Origin of the sequence: Micromonospora echinospora, from assembly GCF_014203425.1 — a bacterium.
Taxonomy (GTDB): Bacteria; Actinomycetota; Actinomycetes; order Mycobacteriales; family Micromonosporaceae; genus Micromonospora; species Micromonospora echinospora_A.
In genome coordinates this window covers 1,911,079-1,924,976 of the sequence record NZ_JACHJC010000001.1, presented here as the reverse complement: position 1 = coordinate 1,924,976, position 13,898 = coordinate 1,911,079, and the positions used below count along the sequence as shown (strand labels likewise).

The window sequence follows — 13,898 nt, the reverse complement described above, 5'->3', positions numbered from 1 at the left end:
GCGCAGCCTCCCGCGTGACGGAACGTGGGTCAACCGCGGGCAGCTGTGCACTTCCCCACGAGCGCAATGTTACCCGCAAGTAGCATGGGCACCCCGGCCGCCCGCAGTGACGCAGGTCACCGGCATCAGGCCGATCCGGCCAGCGCCTGGGTGATCTTCTCGATCGCCGCCGCCTCGGCCGGCTCGATCCCCCGGTGCGCCTGCGCCACCCGCTCCGCCGCTGCGAGCACCACCGACCGGTACGTCTCGGCGTCGGCGGGCGACTTGCCCCGGAGAATCTCCATCGACCGGCCCAGCGCGGGCAGCACCACGGACTCGACCTCCAGGGCCGAGTCCCGGGGCAGCTGCGGCAGCGGGCCGGTGGTGAGCGCCTCCTTGACCACGCCCCCCACCTCGGCGAGCGCGCCGGACGCGGCGAAGCTCTCCCGCACCATCGCCAGCACCCCTGGTACGGCGTTGGAGACCAGGAAGACCGCGCCGAACGCGCCGGTCTTCAGGGTGAGCCGCTCGTCCGCCGTCAACCGTTCCATGATCACGGAGTGTAGACGTACGGCGTGGAGGTGGTGACCGCAACGAGCCCGAGCCGCTCCAGGATGGGCCGGCTGTCCGACGAGCAGTCCACCTGTACGAGCGTCTTGCCGCGCTGCTGCGCCAGCCGCGCCCGGTACGCCACCAGCGCCCGGTAGATGCCCTTCCGGCGCCACTGCGGCAGCGTCGAGCCGCCCCAGAGGCTGGCGAAGCCGGTGCCGCGCTGGTAGCGGACCCAGCCGGCGCTGACCACGGTCTCCCCCGCCTCGGCCACCACGATCGTGATCGACTGTGGGTCGGCTTCGATCTCCCGGGCCAGCCCGTACACCAGGTGGCTGCGGTCCTCCTGCCAGACCTCCTCCTCCATGGCGGCGATCCGCTCCAGGTCGGCCCGGCCGGTGACCTCGCGCAGGCGTACCCCCTCGGGGAGCACCGGGACGGCGGCGGCGAGCGGCGCGGCCGGGCCGATCACTACTGTCTCCTGGTCCTCCGCCACGAAGCCGGCGGCGCGCAGCCGGTCGGCCAGGTCGGCCGGCTCGTCGTGACCGGCGAGCTTCCACTCGACCGACTCGCCCCGAGCCCGGAAGACCTCGACCTGCCGGGCGATGAGCGCGTCCAGCTCGGCGCCGGCCAGGCCGTCGAGCGTCCGGTAGGTGAGGAAACCGCCGTGGTCAAGGCCGAGCACGCGGAACAGCGGACCGTCCTGCTCCACGGTCACCCCGGCGGGCACCGGGTCGGGCAACTCCGGACGAAGCTGGGTGTCGTAGACGTCCCGCAGGCTCCGCGCATCAAGATCGGTCATCCCCCCAGGCTAGGCGCGGGGCAAAGCGGATAATCGGCAGCGTGTGGGAGTCGATCAAGAGCTGGTTCGACCCGCGTGAGCTGCGTTCGGTCGGCACCCCGCCGGACTACCGCTTCTCGCTGGCGAACGAACGGACGTTCCTGGCCTGGCTGCGTACCGGCCTGGCGCTGGTGGCGGGCGGGCTGGCCGCCGCGCAGTTCCTTCCGCCACTGCGCCTGGCCCACCTGCGCGAGGCGCTCGCGATCGCGCTGCTGCTGCTCGGCGCGGCCGTCTCGATCCGGGCGGTCGACCACTGGGCCCGGACCGAACGGGCCATGCGGCTGAACGAGGAGCTGCCCGCGTCCCGCTTCCCGGCCGTGCTGGCGCTGATCGTCGCGATCGGCTCGCTGCTGCTGGTGGCCGTGCTGCTGGGCGGCGCGGGATGACCCGCGACCCCGGCCTGCAACCCGAACGCACCCGGCTGGCCTGGCGGCGGACGCTGCTCACGTTGACGGCGGTGCTGCTGCTGCAGCTCCGGCAGGCGTTCACCGGCCGCGTCCTCGACGCGCTGCTGACCGGGGCAGCGCTCCTGGTCTGGCTCGCCGTGCTGGTGGTGACGTGGCACCGGGCCACCGGCGCGGGACCGCGGCGGTTCGACAGCTGGTCGGTGCCGCTGACCGCGCTCGGCGCGGCCGGACTTGCGGTGCTCGGCGTGGCGCATGTGCTCGGCGGGGTGCAATGACGTGTCCGGGTGAGCCATCATGAGGCATGCCCCGCCTCTTCGTGCTGCTGTTCCTGGTTCAGGTCGTCCTTGCCGCCGTCGCGCTGATCAGCTGCCTCTCCGCCGACGAGGAGAAGGTCAAGGCGCTGCCCCGGATGGTCTGGGTGCTGGTCATCCTCGTCTTCCCGCTGGTCGGCTCGATCGCCTGGTTCCTGGTGGGTCGCGAGCGCCCGGCCGGAGCCGTGGGCGTCACCGGCGCGGGCGGTACCGCCGCCCCGGCCCGCCGGCCGCTCGCCCCGGACGACGACCCGGAGTTCCTCGCCTCGCTGAACGAGCGGTCCCGCCGCGAGGACCAGGAACGGCTGCGGCTGTGGGAGGAGGACCTGCGCCGCCGCGAGGAGGAACTGCGCGGCCGTCCGGACGACCGGGACCGCCCCGAGGTCTGACACGCGCCGCGGGTCGCCCGCCGGTCACCCGGCGGACGGCCCGCGGGCGCCGTGTTCAGGCCAGGTTCGACGAGCGGGGGTACGCGTCGGCCGGGTCGGTCAGCACGTTGACGAGGTACGGCACGCCCGAGTCGAACGCGCGCCCCAGCGCGGGCCCGAGGTCGGCGGCCTTCTCCACCGTCTCGCCCGCGCCGCCCAGCGCCTCGACCACCTTGTCGTAGCGCAGCCCGGGCTGGAGGTCGGCGGCCACGTCGTAGCCGTACATCGCCCGCATCGGGTGCTTCTCCAGCCCCCAGATGCCGTTGTTGCCGACCACGATCACCACCGGCAGCTTTTGCCGGACCAGCGACTCCACGTCCATCAGCGAGAAGCCGGCCGCGCCGTCGCCCATCAGCACGCAGATCTGCCGGTCGGGGTGGCTGACCCGGGCGCCCATGGCGTAGCCCATGCCGGTGCCGAGGCACCCGTACGGGCCGGGGTCGAGCCAGGTGCCGGGCTGGGCCGGCTCCAGGTACTTCCCGGCGTACGACACGAAGTCGCCGCCGTCGCCGATGGTGATGGCGTCCGGGGCGAGCACCTTGCGCAGCTCGCCGTAGACGCGGGCCGGGCGGATCGGGTCGCTCTCGGCGGCCATCTCCTCGGCGTCCCGGGCCTTCGCCGCGTCCTCGGCGGTACGCAGCTCGGCGATCCAGTCGGCGTGGTCGGCCCGGTCACCGGCGTGGTTGGCGAACGCGCCGAGGATCAGCCGCAGGTCGCCGGCCGGCGCGGCAGCCGGCTGCACGTGCCCGGCCCGTTGGCTGGGCGCGTCCACGACGTGCACCACCTGCGCGTCGCCGAAGTCGCCGAAGGAGAGCCGGAAGTCCAGCGGGGTGCCGATCACCACGACCACGTCGGCGCCCTTGAGCGCGACCCGGCGGGCCTTGGCGAAGGCGAGCGGGTGCTCCGGCGGCAGCGCGCCCCGGCCCATGCCGTTTGTGAACACCGGCACCCGCAGCGACTCGGCAGCGGCACGAAGCGCCTCGACGGCGTCGCCCGCGTACACGTCGGAGCCGGCGATGATCACCGGCCGGGACGCGCCGGCGATGAGGCGGGCCGCCTTGGCGACCTCGTCCGGGTCGGGCTCGATCGGCGCCGGCGGCGTGACCGCCGGCAGGTCGGCGTCACCGACGGAGAAGACCGCCTCCAGCGGGAAGTCCAGGAACACCGGGCCGCGGTGCGGGGTCAGCGCGGTGGTCAGCGCCGCCGAGATCGCCCGCGGGATGTCGTCGGCGCTGAACACCGTCTCGGCGTGCTTGGTCACCGGCGCGACCAGCGGCAGGTGGTCCATCTCCTGGAGGCTGCCCGAGCCCCAGCGGAACTGCGGGGCCCGGCCGCCGAGCACCAGCACCGGCGAGGCGTTGAAGAACGCGCTGGTCAGGCCGGAGACGCCGTTGGTGACCCCGGGGCCGGCGGTGAGCACGGCCAGGCCGGGGCGGCGCTGGAGCTTGGCCACCGCCTCGGCGGCGAACACGGCGGACTGCTCGTGCCGCACGTCGTAGAGGGGGAAGCCCGCCTTGTGGGCGGCGTCGTAGAGCGGGAAGACGTGCCCGCCGGAGAGCGTGAACATCTCCCGTACGCCGTGCGCGCGTAGTGCCGCGAGCGCCAGATCGCCGCCGTGGCCCTCGACCCGTTCCGTCATGCCATTCCCCTTCATCGACCGACCGGGGTCACGCTACTGGCCGGTAGCGCGGATGTGAACAGCTCTCGCGTCAGCGGCCGGTGAAGCCCGGCTTGCGCTTCTCCACGAACGCGGTCATGCCCTCGCGCCGGTCGTCGGTGGCGAACAGCGCCGCGAAGAGCTGGCTCTCCCAGGCCAGGCCCGAGGTGAGGTCCATGTCCAGACCCGCGTCGACTGCGGCCTTCGCCGCCCGCAGCGCCTGCGCCGGCCCGGTCAGGAACGGCTTCACGTACGCCACTGCGGCGTCGTAGACCTCCGCGGCGGGCACCACCTGGTCGGCCAGGCCGATCCGCAGCGCCTCGGCGGCGTCGACCATCCGACCCGTCATGATCAGGTCCTTGGCGCGGGCCGGGCCGACCAGCCGGGCCAGCCGCTGGGTGCCGCCGGCGCCCGGGATGATGCCGAGCTTGATCTCCGGCTGGCCGAGCTTGGCGTCCTCGGCCACGATCCGCCAGTCACAGGCCAGCGCCAGCTCGCAGCCGCCACCGAGCGCGTAGCCGGTGATCGCGGCGACGACCGGCTTGGGGATGCGGGAGATCGCGCCGAGCGCGCTGGACAGGTCGGCGGCCCGCTCCGCCATGTCCACGTAGGACATGTCGGCCATCTCCTTGATGTCCGCGCCGGCCGCGAAGACCTTCTCGCCGCCGTACACGATGACGGCGCGGACCTCGACGTCGGCGGTGGCCGCCGCCGCGGCGGCGCGCAACTCCTCCTGCACCTGGGTGTTGAGCGCGTTCATCGGCGGCCGCTCCAGCCGGATGGTGCCGATGCCGTCCTTCACTTCCAGCTTGACGAACTCGCCCACGCTGCCCTCACTTCCTCGTCGAAGTCGCGTGCCAACCTTACGACTCGCCTCGTTGGGGTAGACAGTGTGGTGTCGGCGACCCCCAGGTCGCCGCCGCCCCGCCACCGGGAGTGAGGCCATGATCACCTACTACGACGACCGTTCCGTCCAGGTCACCTCCACAGCGGTACGGGTGGACGGGCGCAGCTACCCGCTCGCCGAGCTGACCACCGTGTGGCACCGGCGGGGCGAACGCTCGTGGCGGGTGCTCGCCGGGCGCGGCGCGATCGGAGCCGCGCTCGCCGGGCCGCTGGTGACCGCCGTGCTGGGCATCGGGCTGGCCGTGTGGCTGCAACGCTCGGCGGTGGTCACCATCGCCATCGTCGGGGTCTCGGTGCTGATCGGCCTGGCCGTCGGGCCGGTGGCCGACTTCCTCTTCGAGTACCTGGACCGCTCCTACGCCCGGGGCAGCCGGGAGATGGAGATGTGGGCCGACTGGCGGGGGCGTCCGGTGCGGCTGCTGCACACCCGGGACGCGATGAAATTCGGGCAGATCTACCGGGCGGTGCAGCGGGCCATGGAGAGCCTGCCCGCCGCTCCCCGCCGGACCGCGCCGGGACCTGCCGCGCCCGGTCAGAACGTGACCGGCTCGTCCGGCAGCAGGCCGAGCCCGCGCAGCAAACCGTAGGTGTCCTGTTCGCCCCAGAACTGCACGATCCGGCCACCGGCCAGGCGGTACATCTTGCAGGCGCTCTGCACAGTGGTCATACCGTCACCCTACCGACGCTCGACCGTCCGGTGTCGACACACGCGGTTAGGCTGATTCATGGCCCTCTATTACCGGGACGACGCGGTACAGGTCACCTCGGACGCGATCCACGCGGGTGGTCGGGTCGTCGCGCTCGCCGACGTCACGTACGTCTGGCACGAGCGCGGCACCACCACACTCGCGGTCCGGGGGCGGGTGCTGGGACGCGGGGTGCTGGTCCTGCTGCTGTCGCTGCCACCGCTGGTCGCGGTGGTCTGCGTGCTCTCCCTCGCCTGGTCGGCGCAGGACCGGGGCGAGTGGAAACTGGCCCTGATCATCGTGGCCGCGTTCGTGGTGATCGGGCTGGCCCTCACCCCGTTCCTGGAACTGCCGCTCGGCTGGCTGGACCGTTCCTACGAGCGCGGCAACCGGGTGCACGAACTGTGGGTGCAGCACCACGGCCGGGAGACGATGCTGGTCCGCACGCCCGACGCGCTGCGGTTCGGGCAGATCTACCGGGCCGTGCAACGCGCGGTGGAACAGCAGACCGACAGCCGATGAGCCGCCCGGCGCCGGTCAGGCCAGCGGCAACGTGGTCGCCATCGGCCAGGCCAGCAGCACCGCCCCGAGCAGCGGCGCCAGCCACCACGACGCGGCCCGGCGGCGCAACACCTCGGCCCAGGCCGCCTGCCAGGCCACCAGCGCCGCGAACAGCGGCACCACCAGCAGCACGAACCCGGGCGCCAGGCCGATCAGCGCCGCGCCGGCCAGCACCAGCACGGCGATGCCGCCGACGGCCGCGTAGCGGAGGCCGTGGCCGTCGGTGAGCCGCTCGGCGCCGAGCAGGAAGACCAGGCAGCAGAGCGTCACCAGGGGCAGCAGCCACCACCGGGCCCCGACCGGCACGGTCGAGGTGAGCCCGAGATGAAGCGGCAGCGCGACCGCGAGCACGGCGTACCCGAGGAGCACGGCCGCGACCACCGCGGACCGGACGCCACCCCCGGTCGCTGGCGGCCGCCCGGGACGCGCGAAGCGTGCTGCGGCGGCCAGCAGCACGCCGGTGAGCAGCAGGAACACCGCGACGTATCCGCCCACGGCGAGCGGCAGCCGAGCGGTCGGCAGCAACGCGGCGAGCCCGGCGCCCAGCCCGGCCGCCGGCACCGTCGCGGCGAGCCACCGAGTGGTACGCGGACCGCCGGTGCCCGGCCGCGCCCGCCGCGGCAGCAGCGCCGCAAGCGGCACCAGGCCCAGCGCGAACCCCACCAGCAGCAGGGCGGCCCCGCCCGGCCGGGTCAGCGGGGACGGCGACGGCCCGCCGGTACGGTCCGGCAGCGCGTCGAGCACCGCGGCGTGGGTACGCGGCGCGAACAGCACCGACACGTGCTCGACGCCGGGCGCCACCACCCGCGTCCGGGTGCCCGGTGGCGCGTCCCGGGTCGCCTCGTCGAGGGCCTGGCGGAAACCGGCGAACTCCAGGCCGCCCACCACCAACGTCAGCTTCCCCGGCCAGCCGGGCGGCACGTCACCGCCGTCGGGCAGCGAGATCGCCACGGTCCGGTCGATCTCCGGATGCGCTACCGCGTACCGGGTGACCGCGCCGGCGCCCATCGAGTGCCCGACCAGGACGATCCGGTCCGGGTCCACGCCGGGACGCTCACGCAGCCACGCCACGGCCACGTCCAGATCGTGCCGCAGCCGCGCCCGGGCGCCTTCCCCGTCCCGCCCGGCGCCGGGCAGCCGGGACCGGCTGGCGCCGTGCCCGGCGAAGTCGAGCAGCACCGCGACGCCGCCCTGGCGGGCCACCGAGTCGGCCAGCGGCCGCATCAGCCGGGCCGACCCGGCGAAGCCGTGCGCGATCACCACACCGGGCCGCCGGCCACCGTCCGCGCCGTCCGCCCGGACCTCGGTCAGCGGCACCCCGGCCACCGTCGCCCGCCGGGTGCTCAGCCCGGCGTCGGCGCGGACCAGGAGCAGGGCGCCCAGAACCATGGCGAGCAGCGCGACCATGCCGCAGGCGAGCGTTCGCCGCGACACCGGGCCGGGGGTGGGCATGCGGGCACCCTACGCCCCGCCGGGAGCTCGGCGTCACGATCACCGCCGGGTGGCCGCCGGGCGGCAGTGGCCCCGACGCCGCACACTGGATGTCATGGCAATCCCTCTCCCCCGGCCCGGCGCCCTGCTCGGCCTCACCCGCAACGCAGTGGACCAGGCGCTCGGCTCGGCGGTCACGATGGCCTCGGTACCCGCTCGCGCCTTTGCCGTCCTCGACCAGGTGGAGGCGCTGGTCCGGCGGATCGACGGGGTGGTGGACCGGATCGAGGGCACTCTCGACCGCACCGACCGGGTGCTCACCGACGCCGAGACGGCGGTCCGCGAGGTGGCGGTGATCAGCGCCGCCGCGACCGCGGCGATCGACACGGCGACCGAGGTGGCCGCCGCCGCGACGGTTGTGGTCGGCGAGGCGCAGCGGGTCTCCGCGGCGGCGGCGACTGTGGTCGGCGAGGCCGACCGGGTGGCCCGGACGGCGGCCGGTGTGGTGACCGAGGCGGAGACAGTGACGGCGCGGGCGGCGGGCACCCTGGCGACCGCCGAGAAGGCGACCGGCGTCGCGAACGAGCTGCTGGCCGCGTACGAGGCGACGCTGCGCCGGGCCGCGCCGATGGCGGCGCGTTTCGTGGAGCAGCTCAGCCCGGAGGAGGTGACCGCCGCGATCCGGCTCGTCGACGAGCTGCCGAAGCTCAAGGACCACCTCACCTCGGACGTGCTGCCGATCCTGGCCACGCTGGACCGGGTCGGCCCGGACCTGCACGACCTGCTGGACGTCACCAGGGATCTCAAGCTCGCGGTCGCCGGCATCCCCGGGCTCGGCATGCTGCGCCGCCGCGGCGAGCGCCTCACCGACGAGGTGTAAGGAAGGGCCCCTTCTTAACGCCTCCGGTAGAGGAAGGGCCCCTTCTTAACAGTCGGCGAACAGCTCGTCGATCTCCGCGCGATGGGGCAGCGCCACCGAGGCGCCGAGCTTGCGCACGCACGCCGCACCGGCAGCCGCCGCCCAGCGCACCGCCTCGGCCAGGTCCCGCCCCTCGCCCCAGGCCACCGCGAGGGCGGCGGTGAACGCGTCCCCGGCGGCGGTCGAGTCGACCACCTCGACCGGCACCGCCGGCACGTGCGCCGCCGGCCGGTCCCGGTCGACGTACCAGGCGCCGTCGCCGCCGAGCGTGAGCACCGCCCGGGGCACCAGATCCAGCAGCGCCGCCGGCTCGTCCCGGCCATGGCCGGTCAGCGCCTGCGCCTCCGGCTCGTTCACCACCAGCAGGTCGGTCGCCGCCAGCAGCTCGGCCGGCACCGACCGGGCCGGCGCGGCGTTGAGGACCACCCGGGTGCCCGCCGACCGGGCCGCCAGCGCCGCCTCGGTCACCGTCTCGACCGGCACCTCCAGCTGCGCGACCAGCACATCCGCATCGCGTACGGCGGTCAGCTCGTCACCGGTGAGCGAGGTGAACGCGGCGTTCGCGCCCGGCGTGACCAGGATGGCGTTCTCCCCCGCGCCGCCGACCATGACCAGGGCGACGCCGGACGGGCCGTAGACCACCCGCAGGTGCCCGGTGTCCACGCCGGCCGCCGTCATCCGGGCCCGCAGCGTCACGCCGAACGAGTCCGAGCCGATCGCGCCGAGGAAGACGCAGGAGGCGCCGGCGCGTACCGCGGCGACCGCCTGGTTGGCGCCCTTGCCGCCGGGCAGCATGACGAAGTCGTCGCCCAGCACCGTCTCGCCGGGCCGGGGCAGCGCGGCGCCGACGCCGACCAGGTCCATGTTGGCGCTGCCGACGACGGCGATCCGGGTCTGCGGCACGGTGTCGTCCCGTCGCTCAGGCGGCGCGGGCGGCCCAGCGGTCGCCGGACCGCGTGACCACGAGCGGGAGGCCGAACGCCTTCGACAGGTTGTCGGCGGTGAGCACGTCGGCGAGCAGACCCTGCGCCACCACGCCGCCCTCGCGCAGCAGCAGCGCGTGGGTGAAGCCCGGCGGGATCTCCTCGACGTGGTGGGTGACAAGCACCATGGCCGGGGCGTCCGGGTCGTACGCCAGCTCGGCCAGCCGGGCCACCAGGTCCTCCCGCGCGCCCAGGTCGAGCCCGGCGGCGGGCTCGTCGAGCAGCAGCAGCTCCGGGTCGGTCATCAGGGCGCGGGCGATCTGCACCCGCTTGCGCTCGCCCTCGGACAGCGTGCCGTACGCGCGGTCGGCGAGGTGCCCGACGCCGAGCTGGCGCAGCAGCGCGACGGCGCGTACCTCGTCGGTGCGGTCGTAGCTCTCCCGCCAGCGGCCCACCACCGACCAGGCGGCGGTCACCACCACGTCGGTCACGCGCTCGTCGGCGGGGATCCGCTCGGCGAGCGTCGCGGTGGACAGGCCGATGCGGGTACGCAGCTCGTTGACGTCGGTACGGCCGATGCGCTCGCCGAGCACGTGCGCGACGCCGCTGGTCGGGTACAGCCGGCCGGCGGCCAGGTTGAGCAGTGTCGTCTTGCCCGCGCCGTTCGGCCCGAGCACCACCCACCGTTCGTCCAGCTCGACCCGCCAGTCGACGTCCTGCACCAGCGCCGTGCCGGAACGCTTGACGCCGACCCCGTCGAGGCTGACCACCAGATCCGCGTCCACGGTCGAGGGGGCGAGGGCGCCCGGAGCGCCAGGGATCAGGTCACCAGTCACCGCACCATCCAATCACGCATGCGGCACGGTGCCCCCCACGGGAGGCGTCGCCACCATAGGGTGGGGCGCCGTGTCGTTGGTCACCGCAACCGGAAGGACACTCATGCCCGACCGCTGCCGGAAGGCGCGCGGATGAGCGCGGTCATCGAGATCGCCGGTCTCCGCAAGACGTTCCACACGCTGCGCCAGGGGCGCCGGGTCGCCGTCGACGGTTTCGACATGCTGGTCGAGGCGGGCCAGGTGCACGGCTTCCTGGGACCGAACGGGTCCGGCAAGACCACCACGCTGCGTGCGCTGCTGGGGCTGGTCCGGCCGGACGCCGGGCGGATGCGCGTGCTGGGGGCCGAATCACCCGAGCATCTGGCGGACGTGGCCGGGCGGGTCGGCGCGATCGTGGAGAGCCCGCAGTTCTTCGGCAACTTCACCGCGCACCGGACGCTGCGGCTGCTGGCCGTGGCCGGTGGCGTGCCGACCGGCCGGGTGGACGAGGTGCTGGAGCAGGTCGGGCTGCGCGACCGGGGCCACGAGCGGGTCAAGGGCTACTCGCTGGGCATGAAGCAGCGGCTGGCGGTCGCCTCGGCGCTGCTGAAGAACCCGGATCTGCTGATCCTGGACGAACCGGCGAACGGGCTGGACCCGGCCGGTATCCGGGAGATGCGCGACCTCACCCGGTCGCTCGCCGAGGCCGGGGTGACGGTGCTGCTCTCCAGCCACATCCTGGCCGAGATCCAGTTGATCTGCGACCACGTGACGATCGTCAGCCGGGGGCGGCGGGTCGCGTACGGGCCGGTGCAGGAGGTGCTGGCCGGCTTCGACCAGCACCAGTGGCGGGTGCGGGTGGCCGACCTGGATCAGGCCGGCGACCTGCTGGGCCGGGCCGGTCTGTCGGTGACCGTCGGGCCGGACCACCTGGTGGTGACCGGTGTGGAGGATCCGGAGACGATCAGCCGGACGCTCGGCGAGCAGGGCGCGTGGGTCCGCGAGCTGGTCCCGCTGCGGCCGGACCTGGAGAGCGTCTTCCTGGAGCTGACCGGCCACCACGAGCACGTGGCGGTGCCGCGGCAGGTCGACGGCGCGCCGCCGAGCGACGGAGTGATCGACCTCGACGTCCGGGAGAGCCGGGAGGTGGACGCGTGAACCTGGTCCGTGCCGAGCTGGAGCGGCTGGCCGCCCGGCGCTTCGTGCAGCTCATGGTGGTGCTGCTGGCTGTCGCCTTCGCGGTGACAGTGGTGACCACGCTCGCCGGTTCGCACCGGCCCAGCCCGGCGGAGCTGAGCCGGGCGCAGACCCAGGCGGCGGAGAACGTGCGCCAGATGGAGATGGCGTACGACCGCTGCCTGCGGATCCGGGAGGGCACACTCCCGCCGGGCGAGACCGACTACCTGCCGCGCGACTGCGCCCAGATCGACCCGGCCCAGATCGAGGAGTTGCCGAGCGCGGCCGACTACCTCAGCGGCGTCTTCGTCTTCGCCAAGGAGGCCGAGCCGCTGCTCTACTTCCTGATCGCGTTCCTGACGCTGTTCGGGTTCCTGGTCGGCGCCTCCTACATCGGGGCCGACCTGAACTCGGGCGGGGTGGTCAACCTGCTGCTGTGGCGGCCACGGCGGCCGACAGTGCTCGCCGCGAAGCTGGGCACGCTGCTGGGCGGGCTGCTCGGCGTGTCGGTGCTGGCGTCGGTGGCATACCTCGGGGCGTTCTGGTTGATCGGCCAGGCGTCCGGCCTGGTCGGGCGGACCGGTGGCGACTTCTGGCCGTCGCTCGCCGCGATCTGGGGGCGCGGCCTGGTGCTGGTGCTGCTCGCCGCGGCGCTCGGCTTCGCCGTGGCCACGCTGGGCCGGCACACGTCGGCGGCGCTCGGCACGGTGGCCGCGTACCTGGTGGTGTGGGAGCTGGGGGCGCGGCTGGTGTTCCAGATCCTGGAGGTCGGCCGGCCGGACCGGTACATGCTGTCCAGCTACCTGGCGGCCTGGCTGTCCGGTGAGGTGCGGCTCTGGGACAACAACGCCTGCGGCCCCGGGATCTCCGGCTACTGCGACGGCTCGTACACGTTGACCTGGCCGTCGGGCCTGGTGGTGCTGCTCGGGCTCACCGGCGCGCTGGTGGCCGCCGCGTTCACTGTGTTCCGCCGCCGCGACCTGATCTGACGGTGACCCCTCCCCGGCAACTCCTTGCGAACCCTGACGCCATGATGAAGGATTCCTTCACATGGCGTCAGGGTGCACGACGCGGTCAGCCGACCGTCGAGCCGAACACCTCGTCGCGCACCGCGTCCAGCGCGGTACGCAGCGCGCCGCGCAGGATCGGCTCCTCGGTCAGCCCGGTGGTCACCACCCGGGGCCGGACCAGCGTGATCGCGGCGACCTCGTGCTGCACCCGCTCCGCCAGCGCCGCCCCGCCCGCCTGCCCGACCGCGCCGGCGAGCACCACCAGCGGCGGGTCCAGCACCACGCAGGTGCTCGCCACGCCCAGGGCCAGCCGGCGGGCCAGCTCGTCCAGCATCGGCCCACCGGCGGTGCCGGCCGCGATCGCCGCGCGTACCACCTCGGCCGCCCGGGTCGCCGCAACGCCCTGCTCCGCCGCCTTCGGGGTGGCGAAACCGTGTTCGGCGGCCACCGCGCGTACCGCGTCAGCGCCGACGAGCTGCTGGAATGCCGGCTTGGCCCGCTTGGACACGTCGCGCGGGATGGGCGCCCCGGGCACCGGCAGGTAGCCGATCTCGCCGGCCGCGCCGCTGCTGCCGTGGTGCAGCCGGCCGCCCAGCATGATCGCCAGGCCGACGCCCGCGTCCACCCAGACCAGCACGAAGTCGGCGGTGCCCTGGGCCGCGCCGGACTGCGCCTCGGCCACCGCCGCCAGGTTCACGTCGTTCTCGAAGACGACGGGGGTGTCCAGGTCCTCGCGCAGCGCGGCGAGCAGGCCGCTGTGCCAGCGCGGCAGGTTGAAGGCGAAGGTGATGTCACCGGTCTGCGGGTCCACCAGGCCGGGGGTGCCGAGCACGACGCGCCGGACGGCGGACAGCTCCGCCCCGGCGCTGGCGGCCGCCTGGACCACGGCGTTGTGCACCACGCCGACCGGGTCGTCGGTGTCCTTCGTGGACTGCTCGACCCGGCCGGCGACCGTACCGGTGATGTCGGCGCAGGCCGCCACCACCCGCTCCGCGCCCACCTCCACGCCCACCACGTACGCGCTGCTCGGCCGGACCGCGTAGAGCTGGGCGTTCGGGCCCCGCCCGCCGGCCTGCTCGCCGACCCGGGCGACCAGGCCCCGCTCCTCCAGCCGCTCGACGAGCTGGGACGCGGTGACCTTGGACAGCCCGGTCAGCTCACCGATCCGGGCCCGGGTCAGCGGGCCGCGTTCGAGCAGCAGCTCCAGCGCCGCACGGTCGTTGAGCGCCCGCAGGAGTCGGGGGGTGCCGGGCAGCCGGGTCGCACTCATGCCAACGTCCTCAATTTTCAGTAAAGTTT

17 protein-coding genes are annotated in these 13,898 nt (G+C 74.2%); 8 read left to right on the top strand and 9 right to left on the bottom strand.

Annotation, left to right across the window (positions count from 1 at the left end; translation table 11 throughout):
- Positions 1 to 125 precede the first annotated feature (125 nt).
- Positions 126 to 530, bottom strand: a complete 405-nt coding sequence (locus tag FHU28_RS09235) for a hypothetical protein (RefSeq protein WP_184682813.1) — start codon at positions 528 to 530, stop codon at positions 126 to 128.
- A 2-nt stretch (positions 531 to 532) separates the two neighbouring features.
- Positions 533 to 1,330: a GNAT family N-acetyltransferase gene (locus tag FHU28_RS09230; RefSeq protein ID WP_184682810.1), complete on the bottom strand. Its 798-nt coding sequence runs from the start codon at positions 1,328 to 1,330 to the stop codon at positions 533 to 535.
- Between the two features lie 41 nt (positions 1,331 to 1,371).
- Here FHU28_RS09230 and FHU28_RS09225 point away from each other — a divergent pair, with 41 nt between their 5' ends.
- From FHU28_RS09225 to FHU28_RS09215, 3 genes are read left to right on the top strand one after another with little or no spacing between them, the layout of a single operon-like run.
- On the top strand, positions 1,372 to 1,755 hold the full coding sequence (locus tag FHU28_RS09225) for a YidH family protein (protein WP_184682806.1): 384 nt from the start codon (positions 1,372 to 1,374) through the stop codon (positions 1,753 to 1,755).
- Positions 1,752 to 2,051 (top strand): DUF202 domain-containing protein, encoded by a 300-nt coding sequence (locus tag FHU28_RS09220; RefSeq protein ID WP_184682803.1) that lies wholly within the window; start codon positions 1,752 to 1,754, stop codon positions 2,049 to 2,051. Before FHU28_RS09225 ends, FHU28_RS09220 begins: the two co-directional genes overlap by 4 nt.
- 26 nt (positions 2,052 to 2,077) lie before the next feature.
- The gene (locus FHU28_RS09215; protein ID WP_184682799.1) at positions 2,078 to 2,476 is read left to right on the top strand and encodes a PLD nuclease N-terminal domain-containing protein; all 399 of its coding nucleotides are present in this window, start codon (positions 2,078 to 2,080) and stop codon (positions 2,474 to 2,476) included.
- A 55-nt stretch (positions 2,477 to 2,531) separates the two neighbouring features.
- On the opposite strand, the gene FHU28_RS09210 is transcribed toward FHU28_RS09215, so the two are convergent.
- Complete coding sequence (locus tag FHU28_RS09210) at positions 2,532 to 4,154, bottom strand: acetolactate synthase (protein ID WP_184682797.1); 1,623 nt, start codon at positions 4,152 to 4,154, stop codon at positions 2,532 to 2,534.
- 70 nt (positions 4,155 to 4,224) lie between these two features.
- Positions 4,225 to 4,998 carry an enoyl-CoA hydratase/isomerase family protein gene (locus FHU28_RS09205; RefSeq protein WP_184682795.1) on the bottom strand — a complete coding sequence of 258 codons (774 nt, stop codon included), beginning with the start codon at positions 4,996 to 4,998 and terminating at the stop codon, positions 4,225 to 4,227.
- Positions 4,999 to 5,116: 118 nt separating this feature from the next.
- Between FHU28_RS09205 and FHU28_RS09200 the strand changes: the two genes are divergently transcribed.
- The gene (locus FHU28_RS09200) at positions 5,117 to 5,665 is read left to right on the top strand and encodes a DUF6232 family protein (RefSeq protein WP_184682793.1); all 549 of its coding nucleotides are present in this window, start codon (positions 5,117 to 5,119) and stop codon (positions 5,663 to 5,665) included.
- Here FHU28_RS09200 and FHU28_RS09195 read toward each other — a convergent pair.
- Positions 5,611 to 5,745, bottom strand: coding sequence for a hypothetical protein (locus FHU28_RS09195; RefSeq protein WP_260412865.1), 135 nt, complete (start codon positions 5,743 to 5,745; stop codon positions 5,611 to 5,613). The genes FHU28_RS09200 and FHU28_RS09195 overlap by 55 nt on opposite strands.
- Before the next feature lie 58 nt (positions 5,746 to 5,803).
- Here FHU28_RS09195 and FHU28_RS09190 point away from each other — a divergent pair, with 58 nt between their 5' ends.
- A complete protein-coding gene (locus FHU28_RS09190) occupies positions 5,804 to 6,286 on the top strand; it encodes a DUF6232 family protein (protein ID WP_184682791.1) in 483 nt (160 codons plus the stop codon).
- A gap of 15 nt (positions 6,287 to 6,301) precedes the next feature.
- Here the strand turns inward: FHU28_RS09190 and FHU28_RS09185 are convergent, their stop codons facing one another.
- A complete protein-coding gene (locus FHU28_RS09185; RefSeq protein WP_184682789.1) occupies positions 6,302 to 7,777 on the bottom strand; it encodes a dienelactone hydrolase family protein in 1,476 nt (491 codons plus the stop codon).
- A 94-nt stretch (positions 7,778 to 7,871) separates the two neighbouring features.
- On the opposite strand from FHU28_RS09185, the gene FHU28_RS09180 reads away from it, so the two are divergent.
- Positions 7,872 to 8,636, top strand: coding sequence for a hypothetical protein (locus tag FHU28_RS09180; protein WP_184682786.1), 765 nt, complete (start codon positions 7,872 to 7,874; stop codon positions 8,634 to 8,636).
- A gap of 45 nt (positions 8,637 to 8,681) precedes the next feature.
- Here FHU28_RS09180 and FHU28_RS09175 read toward each other — a convergent pair whose 3' ends face one another.
- Together FHU28_RS09175 and FHU28_RS09170 are read right to left on the bottom strand one after the other, a co-directional pair.
- The gene (locus FHU28_RS09175) at positions 8,682 to 9,578 is read right to left on the bottom strand and encodes a ribokinase (RefSeq protein ID WP_184682783.1); all 897 of its coding nucleotides are present in this window, start codon (positions 9,576 to 9,578) and stop codon (positions 8,682 to 8,684) included.
- A 16-nt stretch (positions 9,579 to 9,594) separates the two neighbouring features.
- Complete coding sequence (locus FHU28_RS09170) at positions 9,595 to 10,434, bottom strand: ABC transporter ATP-binding protein (RefSeq protein WP_184682781.1); 840 nt, start codon at positions 10,432 to 10,434, stop codon at positions 9,595 to 9,597.
- A gap of 132 nt (positions 10,435 to 10,566) precedes the next feature.
- Here FHU28_RS09170 and FHU28_RS09165 point away from each other — a divergent pair, with 132 nt between their 5' ends.
- Positions 10,567 to 11,571, top strand: coding sequence for an ATP-binding cassette domain-containing protein (locus FHU28_RS09165; RefSeq protein ID WP_184682779.1), 1,005 nt, complete (start codon positions 10,567 to 10,569; stop codon positions 11,569 to 11,571).
- Entirely contained in the window at positions 11,568 to 12,578 is a 1,011-nt protein-coding gene (locus FHU28_RS09160; RefSeq protein WP_184682776.1) for an ABC transporter permease subunit, read from the top strand. Before FHU28_RS09165 ends, FHU28_RS09160 begins: the two co-directional genes overlap by 4 nt.
- A gap of 85 nt (positions 12,579 to 12,663) precedes the next feature.
- On the opposite strand, the gene FHU28_RS09155 is transcribed toward FHU28_RS09160, so the two are convergent.
- Positions 12,664 to 13,869: an ROK family transcriptional regulator gene (locus tag FHU28_RS09155; RefSeq protein WP_184682773.1), complete on the bottom strand. Its 1,206-nt coding sequence runs from the start codon at positions 13,867 to 13,869 to the stop codon at positions 12,664 to 12,666.
- Between the last annotated feature and the right edge of the window lie 29 nt (positions 13,870 to 13,898).

What these genes read in the sequence shown, in the direction of transcription:
- FHU28_RS09200 (WP_184682793.1), top strand. Translation starts at nt 5,117, where the DNA reads ATGATCACCTACTACGACGACCGTTCCGTCCAGGTCACCTCCACAGCG.
- FHU28_RS09235 (WP_184682813.1), bottom strand. Translation starts at nt 530, where the DNA reads ATGGAACGGTTGACGGCGGACGAGCGGCTCACCCTGAAGACCGGCGCG.
- FHU28_RS09230 (WP_184682810.1), bottom strand. Translation starts at nt 1,330, where the DNA reads ATGACCGATCTTGATGCGCGGAGCCTGCGGGACGTCTACGACACCCAG.
- FHU28_RS09190 (WP_184682791.1), top strand. Translation starts at nt 5,804, where the DNA reads ATGGCCCTCTATTACCGGGACGACGCGGTACAGGTCACCTCGGACGCG.
- FHU28_RS09155 (WP_184682773.1), bottom strand. Translation starts at nt 13,869, where the DNA reads ATGAGTGCGACCCGGCTGCCCGGCACCCCCCGACTCCTGCGGGCGCTC.
- FHU28_RS09210 (WP_184682797.1), bottom strand. Translation starts at nt 4,154, where the DNA reads ATGACGGAACGGGTCGAGGGCCACGGCGGCGATCTGGCGCTCGCGGCA.
- FHU28_RS09185 (WP_184682789.1), bottom strand. Translation starts at nt 7,777, where the DNA reads ATGCCCACCCCCGGCCCGGTGTCGCGGCGAACGCTCGCCTGCGGCATG.
- FHU28_RS09215 (WP_184682799.1), top strand. Translation starts at nt 2,078, where the DNA reads ATGCCCCGCCTCTTCGTGCTGCTGTTCCTGGTTCAGGTCGTCCTTGCC.
- FHU28_RS09195 (WP_260412865.1), bottom strand. Translation starts at nt 5,745, where the DNA reads ATGACCACTGTGCAGAGCGCCTGCAAGATGTACCGCCTGGCCGGTGGC.
- FHU28_RS09165 (WP_184682779.1), top strand. Translation starts at nt 10,567, where the DNA reads ATGAGCGCGGTCATCGAGATCGCCGGTCTCCGCAAGACGTTCCACACG.
- FHU28_RS09220 (WP_184682803.1), top strand. Translation starts at nt 1,752, where the DNA reads ATGACCCGCGACCCCGGCCTGCAACCCGAACGCACCCGGCTGGCCTGG.
- FHU28_RS09180 (WP_184682786.1), top strand. Translation starts at nt 7,872, where the DNA reads ATGGCAATCCCTCTCCCCCGGCCCGGCGCCCTGCTCGGCCTCACCCGC.